Source organism: Methylobacillus sp. DLP286 (assembly GCF_056636515.1).
The window spans coordinates 424,160-443,064 of the sequence record NZ_CM153145.1 but is presented as its reverse complement, the minus strand read 5'-3'; the positions used below and the strand labels follow the sequence as shown (position 1 = coordinate 443,064).

The window sequence follows — 18,905 nt, the reverse complement described above, 5'->3', positions numbered from 1 at the left end:
CACGGGTTTGAGCTGCCAAACTTAATCCATAAACCTGGCAAGCGGCTGCAACAGCTGCCTCTCGTCATTACCGATTCCCGACTGGGTAATCAGCACCAGTCGGCTGCGTCGGTCCCGGCCCTGCCAATGCGGCAAGGGCTCGGGCGCATGCAATACGTGCTGTACGCGGTGCACCGCTATCGGGTCGGCCTCTCCCTCAATATGGAACACGCCTTTGAGGCGCAACAGGCTGGGGCTGGCATCGTCACGCAACAGCGCAAGCCATCGCTCGAAATCCGCCCTGGGAACAGGCTTGTCCAGCGCCAGGCTCAAGGTGGTTGCCTCCGCGCCATGCAAGGCCGGTGTCGCCAGCGCCGATAACCAATGCGGGAAACCTGCGGCTGGCGGCGTCCCAAATAAGAGTGAGAATCCTGATGCGTCAGGCCGGGCTGGATCCAGCCTGGTTAGCGTCGCTAGAGGATTCAGTTGGTGCAGGCATGCCTCGAGTCGATGCAATACGTCGCTGCCGGCCAGATCGGTCTTCGAAACCAACAGACGGTCTGCCAGCTGCACTTGCTTCATTGCCTCCGGATGGCGCTCCAAGGTTGCCCTTCCCAACAGGCCATCGACCACCGTGACCACGCCATCCAGCTGGTAGGCTGATGCAACATAGGCATCGGTCATCAGGGTGTGCAGGACAGGGGCGGGATCGGCCAGGCCGCTGGTCTCGATCACCACGCGTTGGAATTGCCGCACGCCGTTGCGGGAAAAGCGCCAATGGATGTCCTTCAACGTCTGCTTGAGGTCGGTACGCAGCCGGCAGCACAAGCAGCCATTGCTCAGCTCCACCACCATGGGCTGCTCCTGCTGGTGCGCCACCAACAGGTGGTCGAGGCCGGTCTCGCCGAACTCATTGACGATGACCAGGGTATCCTGCGCCTGCGGATGCCGCAGCCACTGGTTGAGCAATGTGGTCTTGCCGGCGCCGAGAAACCCGGTCAGCACCGTGACTGGCAAACGCATCCTGTCAGCCACGCATTTGCCCCGTCAAGGCATTCAATCTCCGCTTGCCAAGCCCTGCGGCGAGTCGGTAAAGTCCTACTTGTAATTCAGTGTAGTCTGATATTACGGATTGCATGTGCAGCGTACGCTCCTATCCGAACTGCAGCAGGGAGTCTCTGCCGTCTCTTCCACCACCAAGAAAAAGGAAAACATCATGCAAAGCGTCATCGGTATATTGATCCTCATTGCAGACATTTATGCGATTATCAAGATTATCCAGAGCTCGGCAGACACGGTAAAGAAAATCCTCTGGATTCTTGGCGTATTGGTCTTCCCCGTGCTTGGCCTGATCGTCTGGTACCTGGCCGGCCCGGGCAGCAAAACCGACTAATCCCCACCGCAGGCTGTCTTGCGTTTGCCAGATGGCCTGCCTACATATTCAAGTTCAAGGCCGCCACCATGCTCGTCACCTTTTCCACCGCCCGTTATAGCGACATCATGCTGTTTGGCGACGTCGCCAAGCAACTGCTCCAACTCATGGGCCATAGCGGCACGATTCCCGGAGCAATCCTCGCCGCCGACGTGCCGCGGGCATTGCAACATTTGCAGCAAGGTCTCGAAGGCGCTGCCGCGCCCGACAGTCCCGAATCGCCGGACACTGAGGACGAAGCCGTCCATGTCAGCCTGAAGAAAAGAGCCCTGCCATTGATAGAGCTGCTGCAATCCGCGATTCAGAACCAAAGCGACGTGATGTGGAAATAGGCTGTGCGCCAGCGTGTTTAACAAGTAGACTCCCGCCTCATGAACAGTGCCGATTTTCATCATAAGTCCTTCATCTTCCTGCTCCTGCTGGTTTCCGCCGGGCTCATCATCATCCTGCTGCCTTTTTACGGCGCGGTATTCTGGGGCGTGATTCTCTCCATCCTGTTCACGCCGCTGTACCGGCGCCTGCTTGCAGCCACGAAAAACCGCCGTAACCTCGCGGCGCTCGGCACGTTGAGCGCCTGTATCATCATCGTCATCGTGCCGGTCGTCATCATTGCCAGCTCCCTGGTGCATGAGGGCGCTACGCTGTTCCAGAAACTCAAGACGGGGGAGATCAACCCTGCCGTGTATACGCAGGAAATACTGGATGCCGCGCCGGCTCCCGTACACCGGGTTTTGGAACGCGTCGGCCTGACCGACGTCAGGAGCTTCCAGGACAGGCTTTCGCAGCTTGCCATGCAGGGCAGCCAACTGTTGGCGACCAAGGCGCTCAGTATCGGGCAGAACACCTTCCAGTTCGTGGTCGGCTTTGCCGTCATGCTTTACCTGATGTTCTTCCTGCTGAGGGACGGCACCTCGCTTTCCATGCGCGTGAAGCAAGCCATCCCGCTCAGCGCCGAACACAAGCGCCACCTGTTCAACAAGTTCACCACCGTCATCCGCGCCACGGTCAAGGGCAATATTCTCGTCGCGATTACCCAGGGCGCGCTGGGCGGGCTGATTTTCTGGATACTCGGCATCCAGGCGGCGCTGCTATGGGCCGTGATCATGGCGTTCCTCTCATTGCTGCCCGCGGTGGGCGCCAGCTTGATCTGGGCGCCTGTTGCAGTCTATTTCCTCGCGACAGGCGCCATCTGGCAAGGCATCATCCTCATTGCATTCGGGGTCTTCGTGATCGGCCTGGTGGATAATATCCTGCGCCCCATCCTGGTCGGCAAGGACACCAAGCTGCCCGACTACGTGGTGCTGATCTCCACGCTGGGCGGCATGGCGGTGTTCGGCCTCAACGGCTTCGTGATCGGGCCGCTGATCGCCGCCCTGTTCATCACCATGTGGGATATTTTTGCCAGCTCGCGCGTCATTGACAAGAATTAGGCCCAATTAAGTCGTCAACAATGGCCTTGAAAGCCCCGAATAAATTCAGTGCGGCGATTCTGGTGAGCCTCCCTGCCGAGGCAGTAAACACAGTACGGCAAGGCAGAGCAACGACCCCGAAGTACTTTGTTCACGGCGCTTAGCCGAGCATGAGAGCCAGCAGGCTGAGCAAGCCCATAACCAAAGCGCTTGCACCCATCCGGACAACCTGGCCGGGGAAATAGGAAAGCACCAGCACCATGCTGATCGCTGCCACCGACACAAAGCCGCTCCAGACCACGATGCCTATGGTCGGGTTCCATCCATGGATGCTGGACAATATCCCCAGGGCGAGAAGACTCCAGCCCATCACCTTCAAGCACTTTTTCCTGCCCGGCGGCAGATCGGCTCCCCGCATTGCCTGGACATAATGTTTTTCCATGGCCAGGCACAATGCAGTCATGCCCGCATAAGCCAGGGCATACGTCACAAAGCAAGCAGCCAACAAAGAAGTATTACCCATCAAGTCAACCCGTATTCTTAGCAGGATCGGCTAGCACAATGCCAAGCCAGAACAATCACACTTCAGCAATCAAGGAATAAAAAAACGCTAGCCTTTCCGCCTGGCAGGCACGCCCCGCATCGCGCCGGAAACCTTGGGCACCGCGACGGCAAGCAACACGCCGAATGCCACGATCGTGCTTTCAACGCCTAACGCCACGCCGTCGCCTCTTTGCAAGAAAGACAGCAAGTTGGGCTGGCCGCTCAACCACGAGTACACCGGCAACAGCCAACACAGCGCAACGGCAAAGACAAGCTGGTCGCGCCAGCCAGCCAATGGCTTGCGTACCAAGGCATGCGCAAGGCTTGCCAGCCATGTGAACAGGAAGGCGCGCACCTCCCAGTCGGAGCGCCCTGCCAGGTCAGCCGGCAATATGCGATTCGCCCAGAAATAGATCAATATGGCATTGATGCTGCCCATCACGGCTGCCACATTAAGCGCCTCGATCAACCGGTAGACGCAGCCACTGGCAGCGCCGAACTCATTTTCAGGACGCTTGCGGCGCTTGATGGTGAACAGCACCAGCCCTGTGGCAATCAAGCCGCAACTCACGATGCCGCCAATAAAATACAGCCAGGAGACCGTCCAGCCGCCGAACACCGCCACATGCGTGCCGACAAAAGCGCGGAAAATGTAGGTGGAGTCGCGCCATTCTGTCTGCGCCCCGATCAGCTCCCCGTTGACGCCATTGAATGCGGCATGATTAGCCACGGCCGAAATCTTGTGATTGATGCTCTCGTAGAATTCGACTACCGCGGAAGCGTCGCCGCCGTTCTTGATGACCACCCACTCCACGACATCAAGTGACTCCCTCGCCCGTGGTAGCAATGAAGATATATTGAGCAATGCTGCCTGTTCGCCGACGTAAGGCAGGTCGAAAGACTGCACCGCGTCTGCACGAAGTCCCCGAGGGTCCTCATACGCGGCCTTGATACCCAAAGGCAGGAAAACCAGCGGCTGCATTACCAATCCTGTATAGGTAATCATCAAGAGAAATGGCAGCATCATGACCCCTGCTACGTTGTGGGTGTCTAGCCATGAGCGCTGTGAAGATGATTGCTTGCGAAATGTGAAAAAGTCTTTGAATATGCGTTTGTGGATCACAATGCCGCTAATCAGCCCTACCAACATCACGACCGCAGCCAGCCCGACAATGATGGTGCCGGGGATACCGGCCAACAGGGTGTAATGGAAATGGGTGAGCATTTCCCCGCCTTCGGTTTCACGTATATCAATCTCTTGGCCGGAATAAGGATCAAGGGCCACTTCATGATTCTTTCCCTTGTCACGCCATCCAACATCCAAAGTGGGATGACGCTCCCCCGCCGGGATAATTCTCCAAAGACTGCCTTTCTCCCTAAGCGCGTGCTGTTCCAGGTAAGCCTGGCCTACCTCAAGCTGCTTTTCAAAGGAAGGCAGCGGAGCAGAGCGGTCAATGCTGGCCTCGGGCTGCATCCAGTGCGTAATGCTGTGCTCGAATACCGCCATGGTGCCGGTCAGGAATACCGCAAACAGCAGCCATCCCAGGTACAAGCCAAACCAGGTGTGCAGCCATGCCATCGATAAGGAAAACGTCTTCTTCATTTTACGAGCCGGGCCAGTCCCCACAATATGGCAAGCACAAGCGCGACCAGGACAATCCAGCCCCAGGCGCGCCAGGCGCTGCGCGCGGAAAATGCCCATATCATCACCGCGCAATATACCGTCCACGGCAACAAGGTGCCGTAATAGACCGCATCCGCACGATGACCGGGCCACCACAGCACCCAAACCAGGTTGAACAAGGCCGTCAGGATATAACCGCCGACAAACGCGGCCAGCACTCTCAAGCCGATATCGCGAGACGGTTTCATTGACCTAATGTTCCCGCATTGAATTGCTCATGCCTGCCCAGGAAAAACTCCACTGCCCGGATGCTGCCCGTCAGCATGGCGGTGCCATGATTCTCCCCTTCCTGCAACCGGAAGAAAGTATCCAACCCATGCGGACGGCTATGCTGCAACTCTTCAGCCAACTCGCGCGTGGCATCCACCATGCGCCTCTGCTGCATATGGGCCATTCTGGGCGATTGTGAAGCGGAGCCGGCCAGCGGCCGTTGCTCCAGACCACCCACCATCAGCAGCAAGCGAGATTGTCCCAGGTCAATAGACGAATGCGTCGAGAATCGTTTCTGCTCCTCGAGGATGAATTGCTTGTTCCACCAAATGGAAGGGCTGGAAGCGATGTAAACCTGGAAAGCCTGGGGGCGTGTGAATAATGCATGCAGGGCAAACAAGCCGCCGTAGGAATGTCCAAACAAGGCCTGTTGCTTCGGATCGATATTGACTTCCTTGGCAATCATAGGCTTCAACTCGTGCTCGACAAAATCCAGAAAACTGTCTGCCCCTCCCTGCCTGGGAGCACGCTGGTCGCCAGTATTGGATAAGTCGGGTGCTGGCGGCGTCAAATCCTCGGCGCGGGACGTCTCATCCAGCATTGCCTGCGTCGGATAGCCTATTCCCACCACCACTGCCGGCACTATGCCGGTCGCATCGCGCCGCTGGGACTGCCCATGTACCAGCATGGAAACCGGATAAAATAATGCATTCCCATCCAGCACGTAAATCACGGGGAAGCCACCATCAGGCGGTTCAGACATGGGCTTGGAAATAAAAATACGGTAAGTCTTGCCTGTCGCTGCCGAACGGATATCCTGCTGCTGGGCTATCGGCAAAGTCGCTTCCCGCCAGGCGCTATTCTCTTCCGCAATACTGGCACCAGGCTGCATTGCCCATAAATACAAGAGGCCTGTAAATAAAATCGGATTCAGCTTCACATTATTCATCCATAAAAAAGCGATTGCCCGCTCATCGCGGACAATCGCCCTGGATCACATTACCAGTTGTACTTCAGGGTAGCGTTGACTACACGGCCTGAACCGTAGTAGCAGGCAGTTGAGCCTGTACAAGTAGTCACATACAACCTATCCGTCAGGTTGCTGGCATTGATTGCAAACTCGGCGCCAGCATATCCCAATGACTTCAGGTTATATCGTAGTGCGGCATCATAAGTCGTATATGCATCGGTATGCAGATAAAGATTATCTGCTGGCCCTGCAGCACGGGCGACACCATAACTCCCACCAACGTAGCGAGCGCCTAGTCCTACGCTTAAACCATCCAAATAACCAGTAGTAAAAACGTAATTTGCCCACAATGAAGACATGTGCTTGGCAACTTGAGGAATAGCCGCGCCTTTGCTTTCGGTCAAACTGTTGTTACTGGTAATTTCACTATCCATATAGGTATAGCTACCGAGTAAGCTCAGATTATCGGTAACAGCAGCTTTACCTTCCAGCTCGAAACCACGTATCCTCGCATCGACCTGCGTATAACACGTATTCCCGGTTGCATCTGGGCAAACAATTGTATTAGGGACACCAGCCGTCACTACCCGATTAGCCTGCGTCAACTCATATACAGAAGCAGTGATCAAGCTATTGCTGCCTGGTGGCTGGTATTTCACGCCTGCTTCGTACTGCTTACCTTTTACAGGCTTCACATCTGCATCGTTCAGCATGGCAACGCCTAACATGCCTGGATCGAACGAGGTGGAGTAACTGATGAACGGAGCAATACCATTATCGAATTGATAAACTGCGCCAGTACGCCATGTAAACGCATGATCGTTATAAGCAAATCGACGACCATTGACGGCATTGAACATCGTATTGTCGAAGTAGTCGTAGCGACCGCCCAGACTGAAGCGCCAGTTGCCCAATGCAGCCTGCTCTTGAATATAAGCGCCTGTTTGCTTTTGATCTACATCCTGAGACCAACCCAATGTCATCGCATAGTCACCCGCACTGGTATATCTTGGATTCAACAGGGAAATATCAGTTGCAGTACCATTAGAACGTTCATTCTTCCAACTGAACCGTTGCGCATCCAATCCGAGTAACACCGTGTGCTGCAATTCTCCGGTCGCAAAATCGGCTTGCAACTGATTATCAACCGCTACGCCATCAGACTTACCTTCACCCAAAGTAGACCGACGCTGAAGTAATCCATTAGAGCCATCATTTCTTCCACCAATTACCGACTTATAGGTATTCTCAATACTTGTATATCGCAAATTCTGGCGGAACTGCCATGTATCATTGAAACGATGGTCGAATTCCCAGCCTACCGTAGACTGTTCACGATCATAAGTATTCCAGTCCTTGTCACCATAGAACGTATCGCGATCGAGACGGCCGCCAATCGCAGAGTTGAATGCCACCGTGCCGTAATATGGCAGGAACTGGAAAGTTGCTCCTCCCTTGTCACGTTGATACTGTGCCAACAATGTCAGGCTAGTCTTGTCCGAAATCTGCCAGAGCAGACTTGGTGCGAAGTAGGTCCGTTGCAAATCGTTATGTTTGATCTGGGAACCACCATCATTGAACGAACCCACCAGCCTGAACAAAACCGACTGATCGTCAGCGAGGCTGCCGCCGATATCGAATGCTGCTTTGTATTGATCGAAGCTGCCGCCTTGCAAACGCACTTCGTTGACCTGGTTTGCCGTTGGCCGTTTGCTGACAAGATTGATCATGCCGCCGGGAGTAATCTGTCCGTACACGGCGGCCGATGGTCCTTTGAGCACTTCTATACGCTCCAAACCGAAGTTGTCGAAACTGGCACGGTTCCACATGCCGCCAGCGGGTACTTTGAGACCGTCCTGAAATAGATTGGAGATACCAGCATCGGCTTCCATACCGCCTTTGATACCGCGAATGGAATAACTGTCGGCTCGGCTATCCATACCGCCGACCTCGGATCTCACGCCTGCAGTGTATGCAACTGCCTCGTTCAAGGTCTGCGCATTACGGTCGTCCAGTTCCTTTCGGTCGACAATCGAAATGGATTGCGGCGTTTCTACGACGGGCGTATCGGTCTTGGTTGAACTTTTGGTCTTCTTGGCGACATAGCTGCCGCTTTCATCGCCAGCCTTGGCGCCGACGACGGCTACTTCCGGTAATACCGAACTATCGCTATCCGCTGCGATGGCAGGCATTGCGAACAATGCGCCGACCACGAGATACACAAGCTTTGGTTTCTGGACTGCCAATATTGGAGTTTGCTTCATTGCTTTTCCCTGACAAAAGAAAAGCAGCGATTTTATTAAAAATCATTCTCAACAGCATTGGTAAATAATAATTGTTACATTTTATTTACACTTTTGTACTGATGAGTTCGGCAAAAAAACAACAATTTTTAGAATAAAGATAAATTGCTTGCCGATGCAGCGGATTTGGTGGTTCTTTTTCTACGTGTTTTCTTCGCAGGAGGCTGCTCCGGTAGAGACAACGCATCGGCGAAAAGCGGCTGCTGCACGGGGAACATGTCTTCCTGCCCTTGCCAACCCCGCAGTTCGGGCCTGAGCTCGCAATCCACCCTGACATCCGACCGGGGCACGCAACAGCACGGCAGGATTTCGTCGGCGGCAACGAATGCCAATGGTTGCTCGAGGTATTGCACCTCGCCGTCCAGCAGGCGCACCCGGCACATGCCGCAATAGCCTCCCCTGCACTGGTACTCCACTTCATGGCCGGTACGCTCGAGGCCGTCGAGCAGCGTTTCTTGGGGGATGAGGCTAAAGCTGGTGTGCTGGGTGCGGACCGTGCTCAAAGCTCGAAGTCGCCGAGATCGTCGGAGCTGACCTCGGAATCGATCTGGCCGATGAGGTAGGAGCTCAGCTCCACTTCCTGCGGTGCGACCTGCACCGTATCGGACGCCAGCCAGGTATTGATCCAAGGGATGGGGTTGCTCTTGGCATTGGGGAACGCGGCAGGCAAACCGACCGAGGCCATGCGGTTGTTGGTGATGTATTCCACGTACTGGCAGAGGATGTCGCGGTTGAGGCCGATCATGGAGCCGTCCTTGAACAAATAGTCGGCCCATTTCTTCTCCTGCTCCGCCGCGCGCTTGAACATCTCAAAGCATTCGTCCTGCAGTTCGCTGGCGATACCGGCGAACTCGGGGTCGTCCTGCCCGCTGCGCATGATGTTGAGCATATGCTGGGTGCCGGTGAGGTGCAGCGCCTCGTCGCGCGCGATCAGGCGGATGATCTTGGCATTGCCTTCCATCACCTTGCGCTCGGCGAATGCAAACGAGCAGGCAAAGCTGACATAGAAGCGGATCGCCTCCAGGATATTGACGCTCATCAGGCACAGGTACAGCAGCTTCTTCAACTCGCGCAGGTTGACGGTCTTGGTCTCGCCGTTAATGACGTGGTCGCCCTCGCCCAATTGCGAATACAGCATGGTGTAATGGATCAGGTCATCGTAATAGGCGGAAATATCGCTCGCCCGCGCGACGATGTTCTCGTTGCGCACGATATCGTCGAAGATCAGCGCCGGGTCGGAGACGATGTTGCGGATGATGTGGGTGTAGGAGCGCGAATGGATGGTTTCCGAAAACGCCCAGGTCTCGACCCAGGTTTCCAGCTCCGGCAGCGACACCAGCGGCAACAAGGCGACGTTGGGACTGCGGCCCTGGATGGAGTCCAGCAGCGTCTGGTATTTCAGGTTGCTGATGAAGATGTGCTTCTCATGGTCGGGCAGGCCCTGGTAGTCGATGCGGTCCTGCGACACGTCCACCTCTTCCGGACGCCAGAAGAAGGAAAGCTGCTTTTCGATCAGCTTTTCGAACACCGGATATTTCTGCTGGTCGTAACGCGCCACGTTGACCGGCTGCCCGAAGAACATCGGCTCTTTCAGTTGTTCGTTGTCGACCTTGGAAAAAATGCTGTATGCCATGACTTGTCCCGATATATCCCGTCAGGGCGGCGCATGGCCGCCCTGCTCTATTTAGAACGGCTAACAAAACTCTCCTGGCTTTGTTGCCCTGCCTTGTCGTACTCATTGTACTGCCTGCGGCAGAGCGCCTAGCCAGGAGCGCTTCGCTTAGTTTTGTTAGCCATTAATTAGTCCCGTTGCCTAGATTTTGCACGCGCCGCTTTCGCAGCCGTCGTCCCCAGCATCGCCGCCTTCGCTCGCGCCATCGCGGGTGTTGTGGTAGTACAGGGTCTTCACGCCCAGCTTGTAGGCTTGCAGCAGGTCCTTGAGCAATTGCTTCATCGGCACCTTGCCGCCTTCGAAGCGCTTGGGATCGTAATTGGTGTTGGAGGAAATCGACTGATCGACGAATTTCTGCATGATGCCCACCAGCTTGAGGTAGCCGTCGTTGTTGGGCAATGACCACAGCAGCTGGTACTGGTTGCGCAGGCGCTCGATCTCAGGCACCACCTGGCGCAGGATGCCGTCCTTGGACTGCTTGACCGACACCAGGCCGCGCGGCGGCTCGATGCCGTTGGTGGCGTTGGCGATCTGGCTGGAGGTCTCGGAAGGCATCAGCGCGGTCAGGGTGGAATTGCGCAAGCCGTGCGCGACGATGTCCTTGCGCAGTTGCTCCCAGTCCAGTTGCAATGCTTCCTGGCACACCGCATCGAGGTCCTTCTTGTAGGTGTCGATGGGCAGCAGGCCTTGCGAATAAGTGGTTTCATTGAACGCGCCGCAAGGGCCGAACTCGCGCGCGAGCTGCACCGAGGCCTTCAACAGGTAGTACTGGATCGCCTCGAAGGTGCGGTGGGTCAGCCCCAGCGCCGCATCGTCGGTGTAGCCGGTGCCGTTCTTGGCGAGGTAATAGGCGTAGTTGATCACGCCCACGCCCAGCGAGCGGCGCTTGTCGGTAGCGTTGAGCGCGGCCTTGACCGGGTAATCCTGGTATTCGAGCAAGGCGTCCAATGCACGCACGACGAGATCGGCCAGCCCTTCCAGTTCGTCGAGGCTTTCAAGCGCGCCGAGGTTGAACGCGGACAAGGTGCACAATGCGATCTCGCCGTTCTCGTCGTTGATATCCTCGAGCGGGTGCGTCGGCAGCGCAATTTCCATGCACAGGTTGGATTGGCGCACCGGGGCCAGCTTGGGGTTAAACGGGCTGTGGGTATTGCAATGGTCGACGTTCTGGATATAGATGCGGCCCGTGCCCGCCCGTTCCTGCATCAGGAGCGAGAATAGGTCCACTGCCGGCAGCGTGCGCTTGCGGAGGCTGTCGTCCGCCTCGTATTGCGTATACAGGCGCTCGAACTCGTCCTGGTCGGCGAAGAAGGCGTCATAGAGGCCGGGCACGTCGTGCGGCGAGAACAGCGTGATGTCGCCGCCCTTGATCAGGCGCTGGTACAGCAGGCGGTTGATCTGCACGCCGTAGTCTAGGTGGCGCACGCGGTTTTCCTCGACGCCGCGGTTGTTCTTGAGCACCAGCAGCGATTCGACTTCCAGGTGCCACAAGGGATAGAACAAGGTCGCCGCACCGCCGCGCACGCCGCCCTGCGAGCAGGACTTCACCGCCGCCTGGAACAACTTGTAGAACGGCAGGCAGCCGGTATGCTGCGCCTCGCCGCCGCGGATCTCGCTGCCCAGCGCGCGGATGCGGCCCGCGTTGACGCCAATGCCCGCGCGTTGCGAGACGTATTTCACGATCGCGCTGGTGGTGGCGTTGATGCTGTCCAGGCTGTCGTCGCACTCGATCAACACGCAGGAGCTGAACTGGCGCGTCGGCGTGCGCACGCCGGACATGATGGGCGTAGGCAGGGAAATCTTGAAAGTGGACACCGCATCGTAGAAACGCTTGATGTATTCCAGGCGCGCCTTGCCCTCGTACTTGGCGAACAGGCTCATCGCCACCAGGATATAGAGGAACTGCGGGCTTTCGTAGATTTTCTTGGTCACCCGGTTCTGCACCAGGTATTTGCCTTCCAGCTGCTTCACGGCGGCGTAGGAGAAATTCATGTCGCGCCAGTGGTCGATATGGTCGTTGAGCTCGTTGAACTCTTCACGGCTATAGTCGGCGAGGAGATGCTGGTCGTACTTGCCCATCTCGGTGAGCTTGGTGACGTGGTCGAACAAGTGCGGCGGCTCGAACTGGCCGTAGGCAATCTTGCGTAGGTGGAAAATCGACAGGCGCGCCGCCAGGTACTGGTAATCCGGCGTATCCTCGGAGATTAAGTCCGCGGCGGACTTGATGATGGTTTCATGGATGACGTCGGTACGAATCCCGTCGTAGAACTGGATATGCGATTTCAGCTCGACCTGCGATACCGATACGTTGTCCAGTCCCTGCGCCGCCCAATCGATCACGCGATGGATCTTGTCCAGGTTGATCGGTTCCCGGCGACCATCCCGCTTGGTGGCATTCATGGATTCATACTTTGTCATCTAAGGCTCCCTGTCAGGAAGCAAGGCATCCTCATGACCACGCATCGATTGCCGAGGCAACCGAGCAACAATCACAAAGCAGCATGACGGGCAAGGCGCCGACGCATCAGCGCAATACCCTATCCGGCCGAGGACACCCCGCCTCAAACGTTATGAAAATGATCTACGGCAGGTTTCCTGGCTCCCAGGTCCACATGACCGGCCTGTCTTCCCGGGCCTCACACTTTCAGGCCCAGTGACCCTTGTTGGCATGCCACTCACTGGTTACAGTTGCGGGGGCAGCTGCGGCTTGGCAAGGCACCGCCCTGCGACCGCATTCCCTTTTTCCGACTCAATCGAACAACCGTCGAACACCGTAGATGGGATGGACTATAGCGCAATAAAATGTGCTTGTGTACACTCAAAAACACTAGATATTGTTTTTTTGAGATATATGCAGGATTTTTAAGGGGAATTTTTTTGCGAATTTTTTACTCGGATTTTGGTCATTCATGGACACGGCCACCATGCCACAATCCCCTATCATGAAACGCAAGTTCCGCCAAGCCAGATAATGAAACCAGCCCTGAATCCAGAACCAAGCCGCGACGATATCGATGCAACGCCGGGATGGTTGTTGCTGGAGTTCGGCGCCAGCTGGTGCGGCTTTTGCCAGGCGGCGCAGCCTTCGCTCAGCGCGGCATTACGGCAATTCCCCGCCCTGCGTCACGAACGCATCGAGGACGGCAGAGGCAGGCGGCTGGGCCGCAGCTTCAAGGTGAAGTTATGGCCTACCTTGATCCTGTTGCGGGGTGGGACGGAAGTCGGGCGCGTGGTGCGCCCGGAAAGCCGGGAAGACATCTCGGCGCTGCTACAGGCGCACTTGCCTTCATCCTAACAATCCAGCGCTACACCCTTTTCAAGCCACCGGTTTACGGGCTACCAGGACAGTCAGATTGTCATCGGCCTTCACGCAACAAGCGTGACGCAACCGCACAGCGGCGTCGGAGACCAGCAAATCTTCGGCAATACTGGCCTCGCCTTCATTCAGGCCGCGCGCCAGCGCGACCACCTCGGCAATCTTTTCATCGGCAAAGGCCAGGCAGGACCTGGTTGCCGCATCCATCGCCTGCTCATGCGCCAGCGTCGCCGGCACATGCAGCAAGGAACAGCTGGGGGCTACCCAAAGCCTGTCGCCGAGCTTATGCGCCAATGGCTGCAACAGACCGAGGCTCTGCCTCAGGTCATTGCGCAAAATGCCACGGCCGTCCACGATGCCGGCGGACAATATCCAATGCCCAGGCAAGGCATTGAGCCATGGCGCCAATTGCTCAGGCGCACTGACCAGGTCGAGATGAATGCCGTCCACTGGCAAATGCGTGACAAAGCCTTGATAGCGGGCGACATTGCCGAAATAGGTGCCGAGCAATATCGCCGGCCGCTGCGTGCGGAACCAGGCATATGCGCGTTCGAAAGCGCCCAGCCATGCATCATCCAGGTCCAAGGCTAGAATGGGCTCTTCAAGCTGCAGGCAGGCAATCTTGCGGTGGTACAGCTCCTTCAGCAAATGCGCATACTGTTCCGCCAGCCTATCCAGCAGCTGCAAACGGTCGCAGCCATCCGCGCCGCTCAAATACAGCAGGCTGACAGGCCCCAGCAACGCCGCCTTGACCGGCATGGAACGCGCCTGCGCTTCGTCGAGCTGGCTCAGGAATTCATGGGCGTTGATCGTGAAGCTGGTATCCGCATCGAGCTCCGGCACGATATAGTGGTAGTCGGTATCGAACCACCTGGCGGTTTTCATGGCCGGTTGGACGGCATTGCCGCGCGCCAGCGCAAAATAGTCATGTTCGGATAAAACGCCCTGAAAGCCAAATCTTCTGGGAATCGCGCCGAACATCACCGCATGGTCGAGCACGTGGTCGTAAAATGAGAAATCCCCTGCGGTGATGAAGTCCAGCCGCTTTTGCTTGCTCCAATGCCGCTCCCGCAGACCCTTGCCTATTTCCTGCAATCCCGCCGCAGTCAGGTCGCCCTTCCAGAACGCCTCCAGGGCGTATTTGAGCGCACGTTTTTCACCGATGCGCGGATACCCGAGAATATGTGCGCTTGCCATACCCAATGCCTTGCTTGAATTTTTAACGAAACCGCGAATTTTCCGGCAGGCAAGCAATTTAAAAAAGCGAAAGTTTTTTTGGTAAAATTGAATTCATTTCATATCTATCCAAGCTTCTTATGCTGGAAATCCGCCACCTGAAATCCTTGATCGCGATTGCCGACACTGGAAAACTGGCCCATGCCGCAGAGCGGGTCTTCCTCACGCAATCCGCGCTCTCGCACCAGATCCGCGTGTTGGAGAAACATTACGACACCACCCTGTTCCAGCGCACCGCGCACGGCATCCGCTTCACGCCCGCCGGGGAACGGTTGCTGGCATTGGCAAAGGAAATGCTGGAGGCACAGGAAAAGGCCGAGCGCGACCTGATCCGCCTCAAGAGCGACCAATCGGGGGAGTTGAGGATCGTGCTGGAGTGCCACACCTGCTTCGACTGGCTCACCCCGGTAATGGACGCCTTCCGCCGCGCCTGGCCGGAAGTCGAGCTGGATTTGGTGGCCGGTTTCCATAGCGATCCCTGGCACTTGCTGCACGACGGCAAGGCCGATCTCGTGATCGGCAGCCTGCCGGAGAAACAGCGCGAACTCGGCGCGATTCCGCTATTCAAGTTCGAGATCATGGGGGTGTTGCCGCCCGAGCACGAGCTGCGCAACAAGCCGCGCCTGATGGCGGAAGACTTCGCGGGACAAACCCTGATCACCTACCCCGTGCCGGAAGAGCGCATCGACGTCATCCGCCAGGTGCTCAAACCTGCCAATATCGAATTCAGCCGCCGCACCAGCGAGCTCACCATCGCCATCATGCAATTGGTCGCCAGCCGCCGCGGCATTGCCGCCCTGCCCAACTGGGGCATACAGAGCTACGTGGAGCATGAGTACGTGATTGCGAAGCCCATCGGCCGCAAGGGGCTGTGGTCCGAGCTGCATGCGCTCGGCATGCCGGACGTCATGGCAAGGCCCTACACGCACGACCTTGCACGCATCATCCGCGATACCTGCGCGGAAAGGCTGAACGACATCAGGCTGCTTTGAACCTTCCGCTTGCCGGCCGCGCCTCAGCCGGACAATGCGTTCAAGCCTGCATCGCAATCTTGGCCAGCTCGAAACCGAGCCACATCACCGCCAGCCCGACGACGATGCTTGCAACGACGTACGCGGCAGCAATGCCGATATGGCCTTCGCGCAGCAATACCATGGTTTCCAGCCCGAAGGCGGAAAACGTGGTAAACCCGCCCACCAACCCGGTAAAAAGCAGGACGCGCATATCGGCTGAAATGAATCCCTCCCTCGAGGCAAGCCCGGCCAGGATTCCAATGATGAGGCAGCCGATGATATTGACAGTGAAAGTGGGGAACGGGAACCGCCAATCCAGGCTGTAGCGCAAAACCAAGCCTGAAAGCTTGAAGCGTGCAACTGAGCCGATTGCGCCCCCCAAGGCCACGAGCATTAGCTGATTCATCACATACCTTTCAAAAAGCGAGTTTGGAAAATTGGAGCAGGAATTATATCGGCCGGCAAGCCTGACCAGGCGGCGGCACGGAAGGCGGCCTGGGCCTGCTGCAGGACAGGGTCGAGCGATCCTGCCTCAGCTACCCGGCAGGAAAGGCCCGTAGACCGTATAACGGCAGGGCCGTTGGCGGCCTGCCGTTCCCGGCTCAATCCTGGGAAATCTCGACCCGCTGGCCTTGCGCGGCGGATTGCATCGCCGCCACGATCGCCTTTGCATTGCCACGCGCATCCGCTAGGCTGAGGAACGGCGGCTTGCCGTTGAGCACGCAATCGCTGAAATGCTCGATTTCGAGGATGAAATGGCTGCTCGCGGGCAGGCGCTCTTCCCAGAAGCGGCCATCCTCGGTCCACCAGGTGATCACCGGCACGTCGCCCGCCTGCTGCCAGACGGTGTGACATTTCAGGCCGCCCTTGCTGCCGGTCACCTGGTATTCGGAGCGGCGCGAGCATTCGAAGCCGATATCGAACTGCCCTTGCCTGCCTTCGCCGAAATCGAATACGCCGCTGGTGGCGATGTCCGCCCCGCTTTCAGTGTATTGCGCTATCGTCACGACGCTCTTGGGTTCGGTGCCGAAACAGCTGCGCAACGAATGGATGGCATAGGGCCCGATATCCCACATCGCGCCGCCGCCATGGTCCACGTCTTTTTCCAGGCGGTAGAGCCGCGCGGGCTTCATGATGAAGGAGTAGCTGGCGCGCACGAACTTCACGTCGCCGATGACGCCGGAACGCAGCAATTCCTGCACGCGCGCGAACTGAGGGTGGAAAACGTACATGAAGCCTTCCATGACGGTCACGCCCTGCTGCTTTGCCGCGCTGGCAATGGCATCCACGTCGGCCACGGTCAGCGCCAGCGGTTTCTCGATCAGCACGTGCTTGCCTTTCGCGATCGCCTTCAACGCCCATTCAGTATGCTCGTGGTTGGACATCGGCAAGTAAACAGCCTCGACATTGTCATCGTCAAGCAATGCCTCAGGCTCGTCATAACTTTTCACCGCGCTTGCCGCCTGGGGCGCATGCTTTTGCACGGTTGCAGCGGCGGCACCCGGACGGCGGCTGGCAATCGCCACCAGCTCGGCATTGGCCGCATCGACGATGGCGGGCAACAGGCGCTCGTTGACGCGGGCCGCGCCCAGTATGCCCCAGCGCAGCTTTCGATCTTGACTCACGCGATCCTGACTCATGTGCGGTTCTCCTTTAACTATTGTTTGAATATTTCACTGTTTGAAATTTTGTCAGCAAGCTTGGTCAAGGCTGCGTACCGGGAAAGCCTGGGATCAATTCGGTATCCACCGTCTGGCTGGCAAGCGTGATGGCGACATGCTGCATGAGGTTGGGCGATGCGTAACCGTCCGCAGGCAAGGCATGGGCCAGTTGATAGCCGCGGATCGCCGCCTGGGTCTTGGGGCCGGGCAAGCCGTCACTGCCGCCGGTATCAAAGCCCAGGTCCGTCAATTGCCGCTGCAGGCGCTTGACGGCATCGATGCTCACCGCCTCCCGCTCGGCCCCGGCGCCGCCAACCAAGGCAGGCCCGCCCTGCAGGCGGCTGGCTAGGTGCGCCACTGTCAGCGCATAGCTGGTGGAACGGTTCCACTGCATCACCACGTTGAAATTATCGAACACCATGAAGGCCGGGCCACGCCAGCCTTGCGGCAGGACAATCGCCGCATTGAGGCCGGCTGGCAGCGCGGTCTGGTCCGCCGCCTGCACGCCAATGGCCTGCCATTGCTCCACGCTGCGCTTTTGGTTGATGGCGGCCTGCTGCCAGGCAAAATCCTCGGGCAACGCCACCTCGACGGCGATAGGCTCGTCGCGCTTCCAGCCTATCGAGCTCAAGTAATGTCCCGCGGAAGCCATGGCATCGGGGATGGATTGCCAGACGTTGATCCTGCCGTCCCCGTCGCCGTCCTCGGCATAGGCCAGGAAGGTCGAGGGCATGAATTGCATGTGCCCGACCGCGCCCGCCCATGACCCCACCATGTTGCCGGCCTCGATATGGCCTGCATCGATGATGCGCAAGGCATCCAGCAGCTGGCTGCGGAAGAACGCATGGCGCCGCCCCTCGTAAGCGAGCGTCGCCAACGCCTTGGGTGTGGAAAAACTGCCAAGCGTCTGCCCGTAATTAGTTTCCAGCCCCCAGAAGGCCAGCAATACAGCGGCGGGCACGCCGTACTTCTGCTCCACGACTTGCAGCACAGGCGCTTGCTCCTGCAGCAAGCCCTGCCCGCGCGCGATCTGCTTTGGCGTCACGCGACGGCCGAGGTAGCCGAGGAAGGTCTGTACGAACTCAGGCTGCGCCTGGTCCAGCTCGACCACGCGGTCTATCGGCTGGGCATCCGCCAGGGCAGCCTGCAACGTCGCTGCTGAAATCCCTTGCGCCTGCGCATCGCGGCTGAAATCCTGCACCCATTCGTCAAAGCTTTGCCCGTCTGCATGCGACAGCATGGTGTAGAACAGGCTGCAAGCCAATATACAAACTAGCGAACGGCGCAATTTGAACAACGCTTCCTCCTTAATAATTGCGGCAATGCTTAATGCATCATTAAATTAGGCACTAGCTGGCGACAATGCGTATTAAAAGCCGCTAACAAAACCCAGCGAAGCGATTTCGGCTAGGCGTTCTGCCGCAGACAGTACACCAAGTACGGCAAGGCAGAGCAACGACGCCAAAAGGGTTTTGTT

Annotated in this window: 18 protein-coding genes and 1 riboswitch; of the genes, 5 read left to right on the top strand and 13 right to left on the bottom strand. The window is 57.5% G+C overall.

Annotated features, from left to right (window positions below; all coding sequences use genetic code 11):
* Positions 1-21: 21 nt before the first annotated feature.
* On the bottom strand, positions 22-1,002 hold the full coding sequence (locus ACWXTG_RS02105) for a CobW family GTP-binding protein (protein ID WP_480220521.1): 981 nt from the start codon (positions 1,000-1,002) through the stop codon (positions 22-24).
* A gap of 115 nt (positions 1,003-1,117) precedes the next feature.
* On the opposite strand from ACWXTG_RS02105, the gene ACWXTG_RS02100 reads away from it, so the two are divergent.
* The 3 genes from ACWXTG_RS02100 (at position 1,118) to ACWXTG_RS02090 (ending at position 2,841) form a co-directional block, all read left to right on the top strand.
* Positions 1,118-1,372 carry a PLD nuclease N-terminal domain-containing protein gene (locus ACWXTG_RS02100; RefSeq protein ID WP_309565013.1) on the top strand — a complete coding sequence of 85 codons (255 nt, stop codon included), beginning with the start codon at positions 1,118-1,120 and terminating at the stop codon, positions 1,370-1,372.
* A 68-nt stretch (positions 1,373-1,440) separates the two neighbouring features.
* Complete coding sequence (locus ACWXTG_RS02095; protein ID WP_407996428.1) at positions 1,441-1,743, top strand: DUF1840 domain-containing protein; 303 nt, start codon at positions 1,441-1,443, stop codon at positions 1,741-1,743.
* Between the two features lie 39 nt (positions 1,744-1,782).
* Positions 1,783-2,841, top strand: coding sequence for an AI-2E family transporter (locus tag ACWXTG_RS02090; RefSeq protein ID WP_480220520.1), 1,059 nt, complete (start codon positions 1,783-1,785; stop codon positions 2,839-2,841).
* A gap of 139 nt (positions 2,842-2,980) precedes the next feature.
* On the opposite strand, the gene ACWXTG_RS02085 is transcribed toward ACWXTG_RS02090, so the two are convergent.
* From ACWXTG_RS02085 to nrdA, 8 genes are all read right to left on the bottom strand, one after another.
* Positions 2,981-3,343 carry a DUF3325 domain-containing protein gene (locus ACWXTG_RS02085; RefSeq protein ID WP_480220519.1) on the bottom strand — a complete coding sequence of 121 codons (363 nt, stop codon included), beginning with the start codon at positions 3,341-3,343 and terminating at the stop codon, positions 2,981-2,983.
* An 87-nt stretch (positions 3,344-3,430) separates the two neighbouring features.
* Complete coding sequence (locus ACWXTG_RS02080; RefSeq protein WP_480220518.1) at positions 3,431-4,966, bottom strand: PepSY-associated TM helix domain-containing protein; 1,536 nt, start codon at positions 4,964-4,966, stop codon at positions 3,431-3,433.
* Positions 4,963-5,235 (bottom strand): hypothetical protein, encoded by a 273-nt coding sequence (locus ACWXTG_RS02075; protein ID WP_407994092.1) that lies wholly within the window; start codon positions 5,233-5,235, stop codon positions 4,963-4,965. Before ACWXTG_RS02075 ends, ACWXTG_RS02080 begins: the two co-directional genes overlap by 4 nt.
* Positions 5,232-6,149: an alpha/beta hydrolase gene (locus tag ACWXTG_RS02070; protein ID WP_480220517.1), complete on the bottom strand. Its 918-nt coding sequence runs from the start codon at positions 6,147-6,149 to the stop codon at positions 5,232-5,234. Before ACWXTG_RS02070 ends, ACWXTG_RS02075 begins: the two co-directional genes overlap by 4 nt.
* Before the next feature lie 107 nt (positions 6,150-6,256).
* Positions 6,257-8,491, bottom strand: a complete 2,235-nt coding sequence (locus ACWXTG_RS02065; RefSeq protein ID WP_480220516.1) for a TonB-dependent siderophore receptor — start codon at positions 8,489-8,491, stop codon at positions 6,257-6,259.
* A 128-nt stretch (positions 8,492-8,619) separates the two neighbouring features.
* Entirely contained in the window at positions 8,620-9,033 is a 414-nt protein-coding gene (yfaE, locus tag ACWXTG_RS02060) for a class I ribonucleotide reductase maintenance protein YfaE (protein ID WP_480220515.1), read from the bottom strand.
* Positions 9,030-10,163: a class Ia ribonucleoside-diphosphate reductase subunit beta gene (nrdB, locus tag ACWXTG_RS02055; protein ID WP_309565005.1), complete on the bottom strand. Its 1,134-nt coding sequence runs from the start codon at positions 10,161-10,163 to the stop codon at positions 9,030-9,032. The genes yfaE and nrdB overlap by 4 nt, the downstream gene beginning before the upstream one ends.
* A 180-nt stretch (positions 10,164-10,343) precedes the next feature.
* Positions 10,344-12,620 carry a class 1a ribonucleoside-diphosphate reductase subunit alpha gene (gene nrdA / locus ACWXTG_RS02050; RefSeq protein WP_309565004.1) on the bottom strand — a complete coding sequence of 759 codons (2,277 nt, stop codon included), beginning with the start codon at positions 12,618-12,620 and terminating at the stop codon, positions 10,344-10,346.
* Between the two features lie 150 nt (positions 12,621-12,770).
* A riboswitch (cobalamin riboswitch) is annotated at positions 12,771-12,983 on the bottom strand.
* A gap of 190 nt (positions 12,984-13,173) precedes the next feature.
* Between nrdA and ACWXTG_RS02045 the strand changes: the two genes are divergently transcribed.
* A complete protein-coding gene (locus ACWXTG_RS02045) occupies positions 13,174-13,497 on the top strand; it encodes a thioredoxin family protein (RefSeq protein ID WP_309565003.1) in 324 nt (107 codons plus the stop codon).
* A gap of 21 nt (positions 13,498-13,518) precedes the next feature.
* Here the strand turns inward: ACWXTG_RS02045 and ACWXTG_RS02040 are convergent, their stop codons facing one another.
* The gene (locus ACWXTG_RS02040) at positions 13,519-14,715 is read right to left on the bottom strand and encodes a hypothetical protein (protein WP_407994096.1); all 1,197 of its coding nucleotides are present in this window, start codon (positions 14,713-14,715) and stop codon (positions 13,519-13,521) included.
* Positions 14,716-14,834: 119 nt separating this feature from the next.
* On the opposite strand from ACWXTG_RS02040, the gene ACWXTG_RS02035 reads away from it, so the two are divergent.
* Positions 14,835-15,746 carry a LysR family transcriptional regulator gene (locus ACWXTG_RS02035; protein WP_480220514.1) on the top strand — a complete coding sequence of 304 codons (912 nt, stop codon included), beginning with the start codon at positions 14,835-14,837 and terminating at the stop codon, positions 15,744-15,746.
* A 40-nt stretch (positions 15,747-15,786) separates the two neighbouring features.
* Here ACWXTG_RS02035 and crcB read toward each other — a convergent pair whose 3' ends face one another.
* The 3 genes from crcB to ACWXTG_RS02020 form a co-directional block, all read right to left on the bottom strand.
* On the bottom strand, positions 15,787-16,173 hold the full coding sequence (gene crcB / locus ACWXTG_RS02030) for a fluoride efflux transporter CrcB (protein WP_480220513.1): 387 nt from the start codon (positions 16,171-16,173) through the stop codon (positions 15,787-15,789).
* Between the two features lie 196 nt (positions 16,174-16,369).
* Positions 16,370-17,407: a Gfo/Idh/MocA family protein gene (locus ACWXTG_RS02025; protein ID WP_480220512.1), complete on the bottom strand. Its 1,038-nt coding sequence runs from the start codon at positions 17,405-17,407 to the stop codon at positions 16,370-16,372.
* A gap of 64 nt (positions 17,408-17,471) precedes the next feature.
* Complete coding sequence (locus ACWXTG_RS02020; RefSeq protein ID WP_480220511.1) at positions 17,472-18,725, bottom strand: lytic murein transglycosylase; 1,254 nt, start codon at positions 18,723-18,725, stop codon at positions 17,472-17,474.
* Between the last annotated feature and the right edge of the window lie 180 nt (positions 18,726-18,905).

What these genes read in the sequence shown, in the direction of transcription:
- ACWXTG_RS02105 (WP_480220521.1), bottom strand. Translation starts at nt 1,002, where the DNA reads ATGCGTTTGCCAGTCACGGTGCTGACCGGGTTTCTCGGCGCCGGCAAG.
- ACWXTG_RS02095 (WP_407996428.1), top strand. Translation starts at nt 1,441, where the DNA reads ATGCTCGTCACCTTTTCCACCGCCCGTTATAGCGACATCATGCTGTTT.
- ACWXTG_RS02090 (WP_480220520.1), top strand. Translation starts at nt 1,783, where the DNA reads ATGAACAGTGCCGATTTTCATCATAAGTCCTTCATCTTCCTGCTCCTG.
- ACWXTG_RS02085 (WP_480220519.1), bottom strand. Translation starts at nt 3,343, where the DNA reads ATGGGTAATACTTCTTTGTTGGCTGCTTGCTTTGTGACGTATGCCCTG.
- ACWXTG_RS02080 (WP_480220518.1), bottom strand. Translation starts at nt 4,966, where the DNA reads ATGAAGAAGACGTTTTCCTTATCGATGGCATGGCTGCACACCTGGTTT.
- ACWXTG_RS02075 (WP_407994092.1), bottom strand. Translation starts at nt 5,235, where the DNA reads ATGAAACCGTCTCGCGATATCGGCTTGAGAGTGCTGGCCGCGTTTGTC.
- ACWXTG_RS02070 (WP_480220517.1), bottom strand. Translation starts at nt 6,149, where the DNA reads ATGCAGCCTGGTGCCAGTATTGCGGAAGAGAATAGCGCCTGGCGGGAA.
- ACWXTG_RS02065 (WP_480220516.1), bottom strand. Translation starts at nt 8,491, where the DNA reads ATGAAGCAAACTCCAATATTGGCAGTCCAGAAACCAAAGCTTGTGTAT.
- nrdB (WP_309565005.1), bottom strand. Translation starts at nt 10,163, where the DNA reads ATGGCATACAGCATTTTTTCCAAGGTCGACAACGAACAACTGAAAGAG.
- nrdA (WP_309565004.1), bottom strand. Translation starts at nt 12,620, where the DNA reads ATGACAAAGTATGAATCCATGAATGCCACCAAGCGGGATGGTCGCCGG.
- ACWXTG_RS02045 (WP_309565003.1), top strand. Translation starts at nt 13,174, where the DNA reads ATGAAACCAGCCCTGAATCCAGAACCAAGCCGCGACGATATCGATGCA.
- ACWXTG_RS02040 (WP_407994096.1), bottom strand. Translation starts at nt 14,715, where the DNA reads ATGGCAAGCGCACATATTCTCGGGTATCCGCGCATCGGTGAAAAACGT.
- ACWXTG_RS02035 (WP_480220514.1), top strand. Translation starts at nt 14,835, where the DNA reads ATGCTGGAAATCCGCCACCTGAAATCCTTGATCGCGATTGCCGACACT.
- crcB (WP_480220513.1), bottom strand. Translation starts at nt 16,173, where the DNA reads ATGAATCAGCTAATGCTCGTGGCCTTGGGGGGCGCAATCGGCTCAGTT.
- ACWXTG_RS02025 (WP_480220512.1), bottom strand. Translation starts at nt 17,407, where the DNA reads ATGAGTCAGGATCGCGTGAGTCAAGATCGAAAGCTGCGCTGGGGCATA.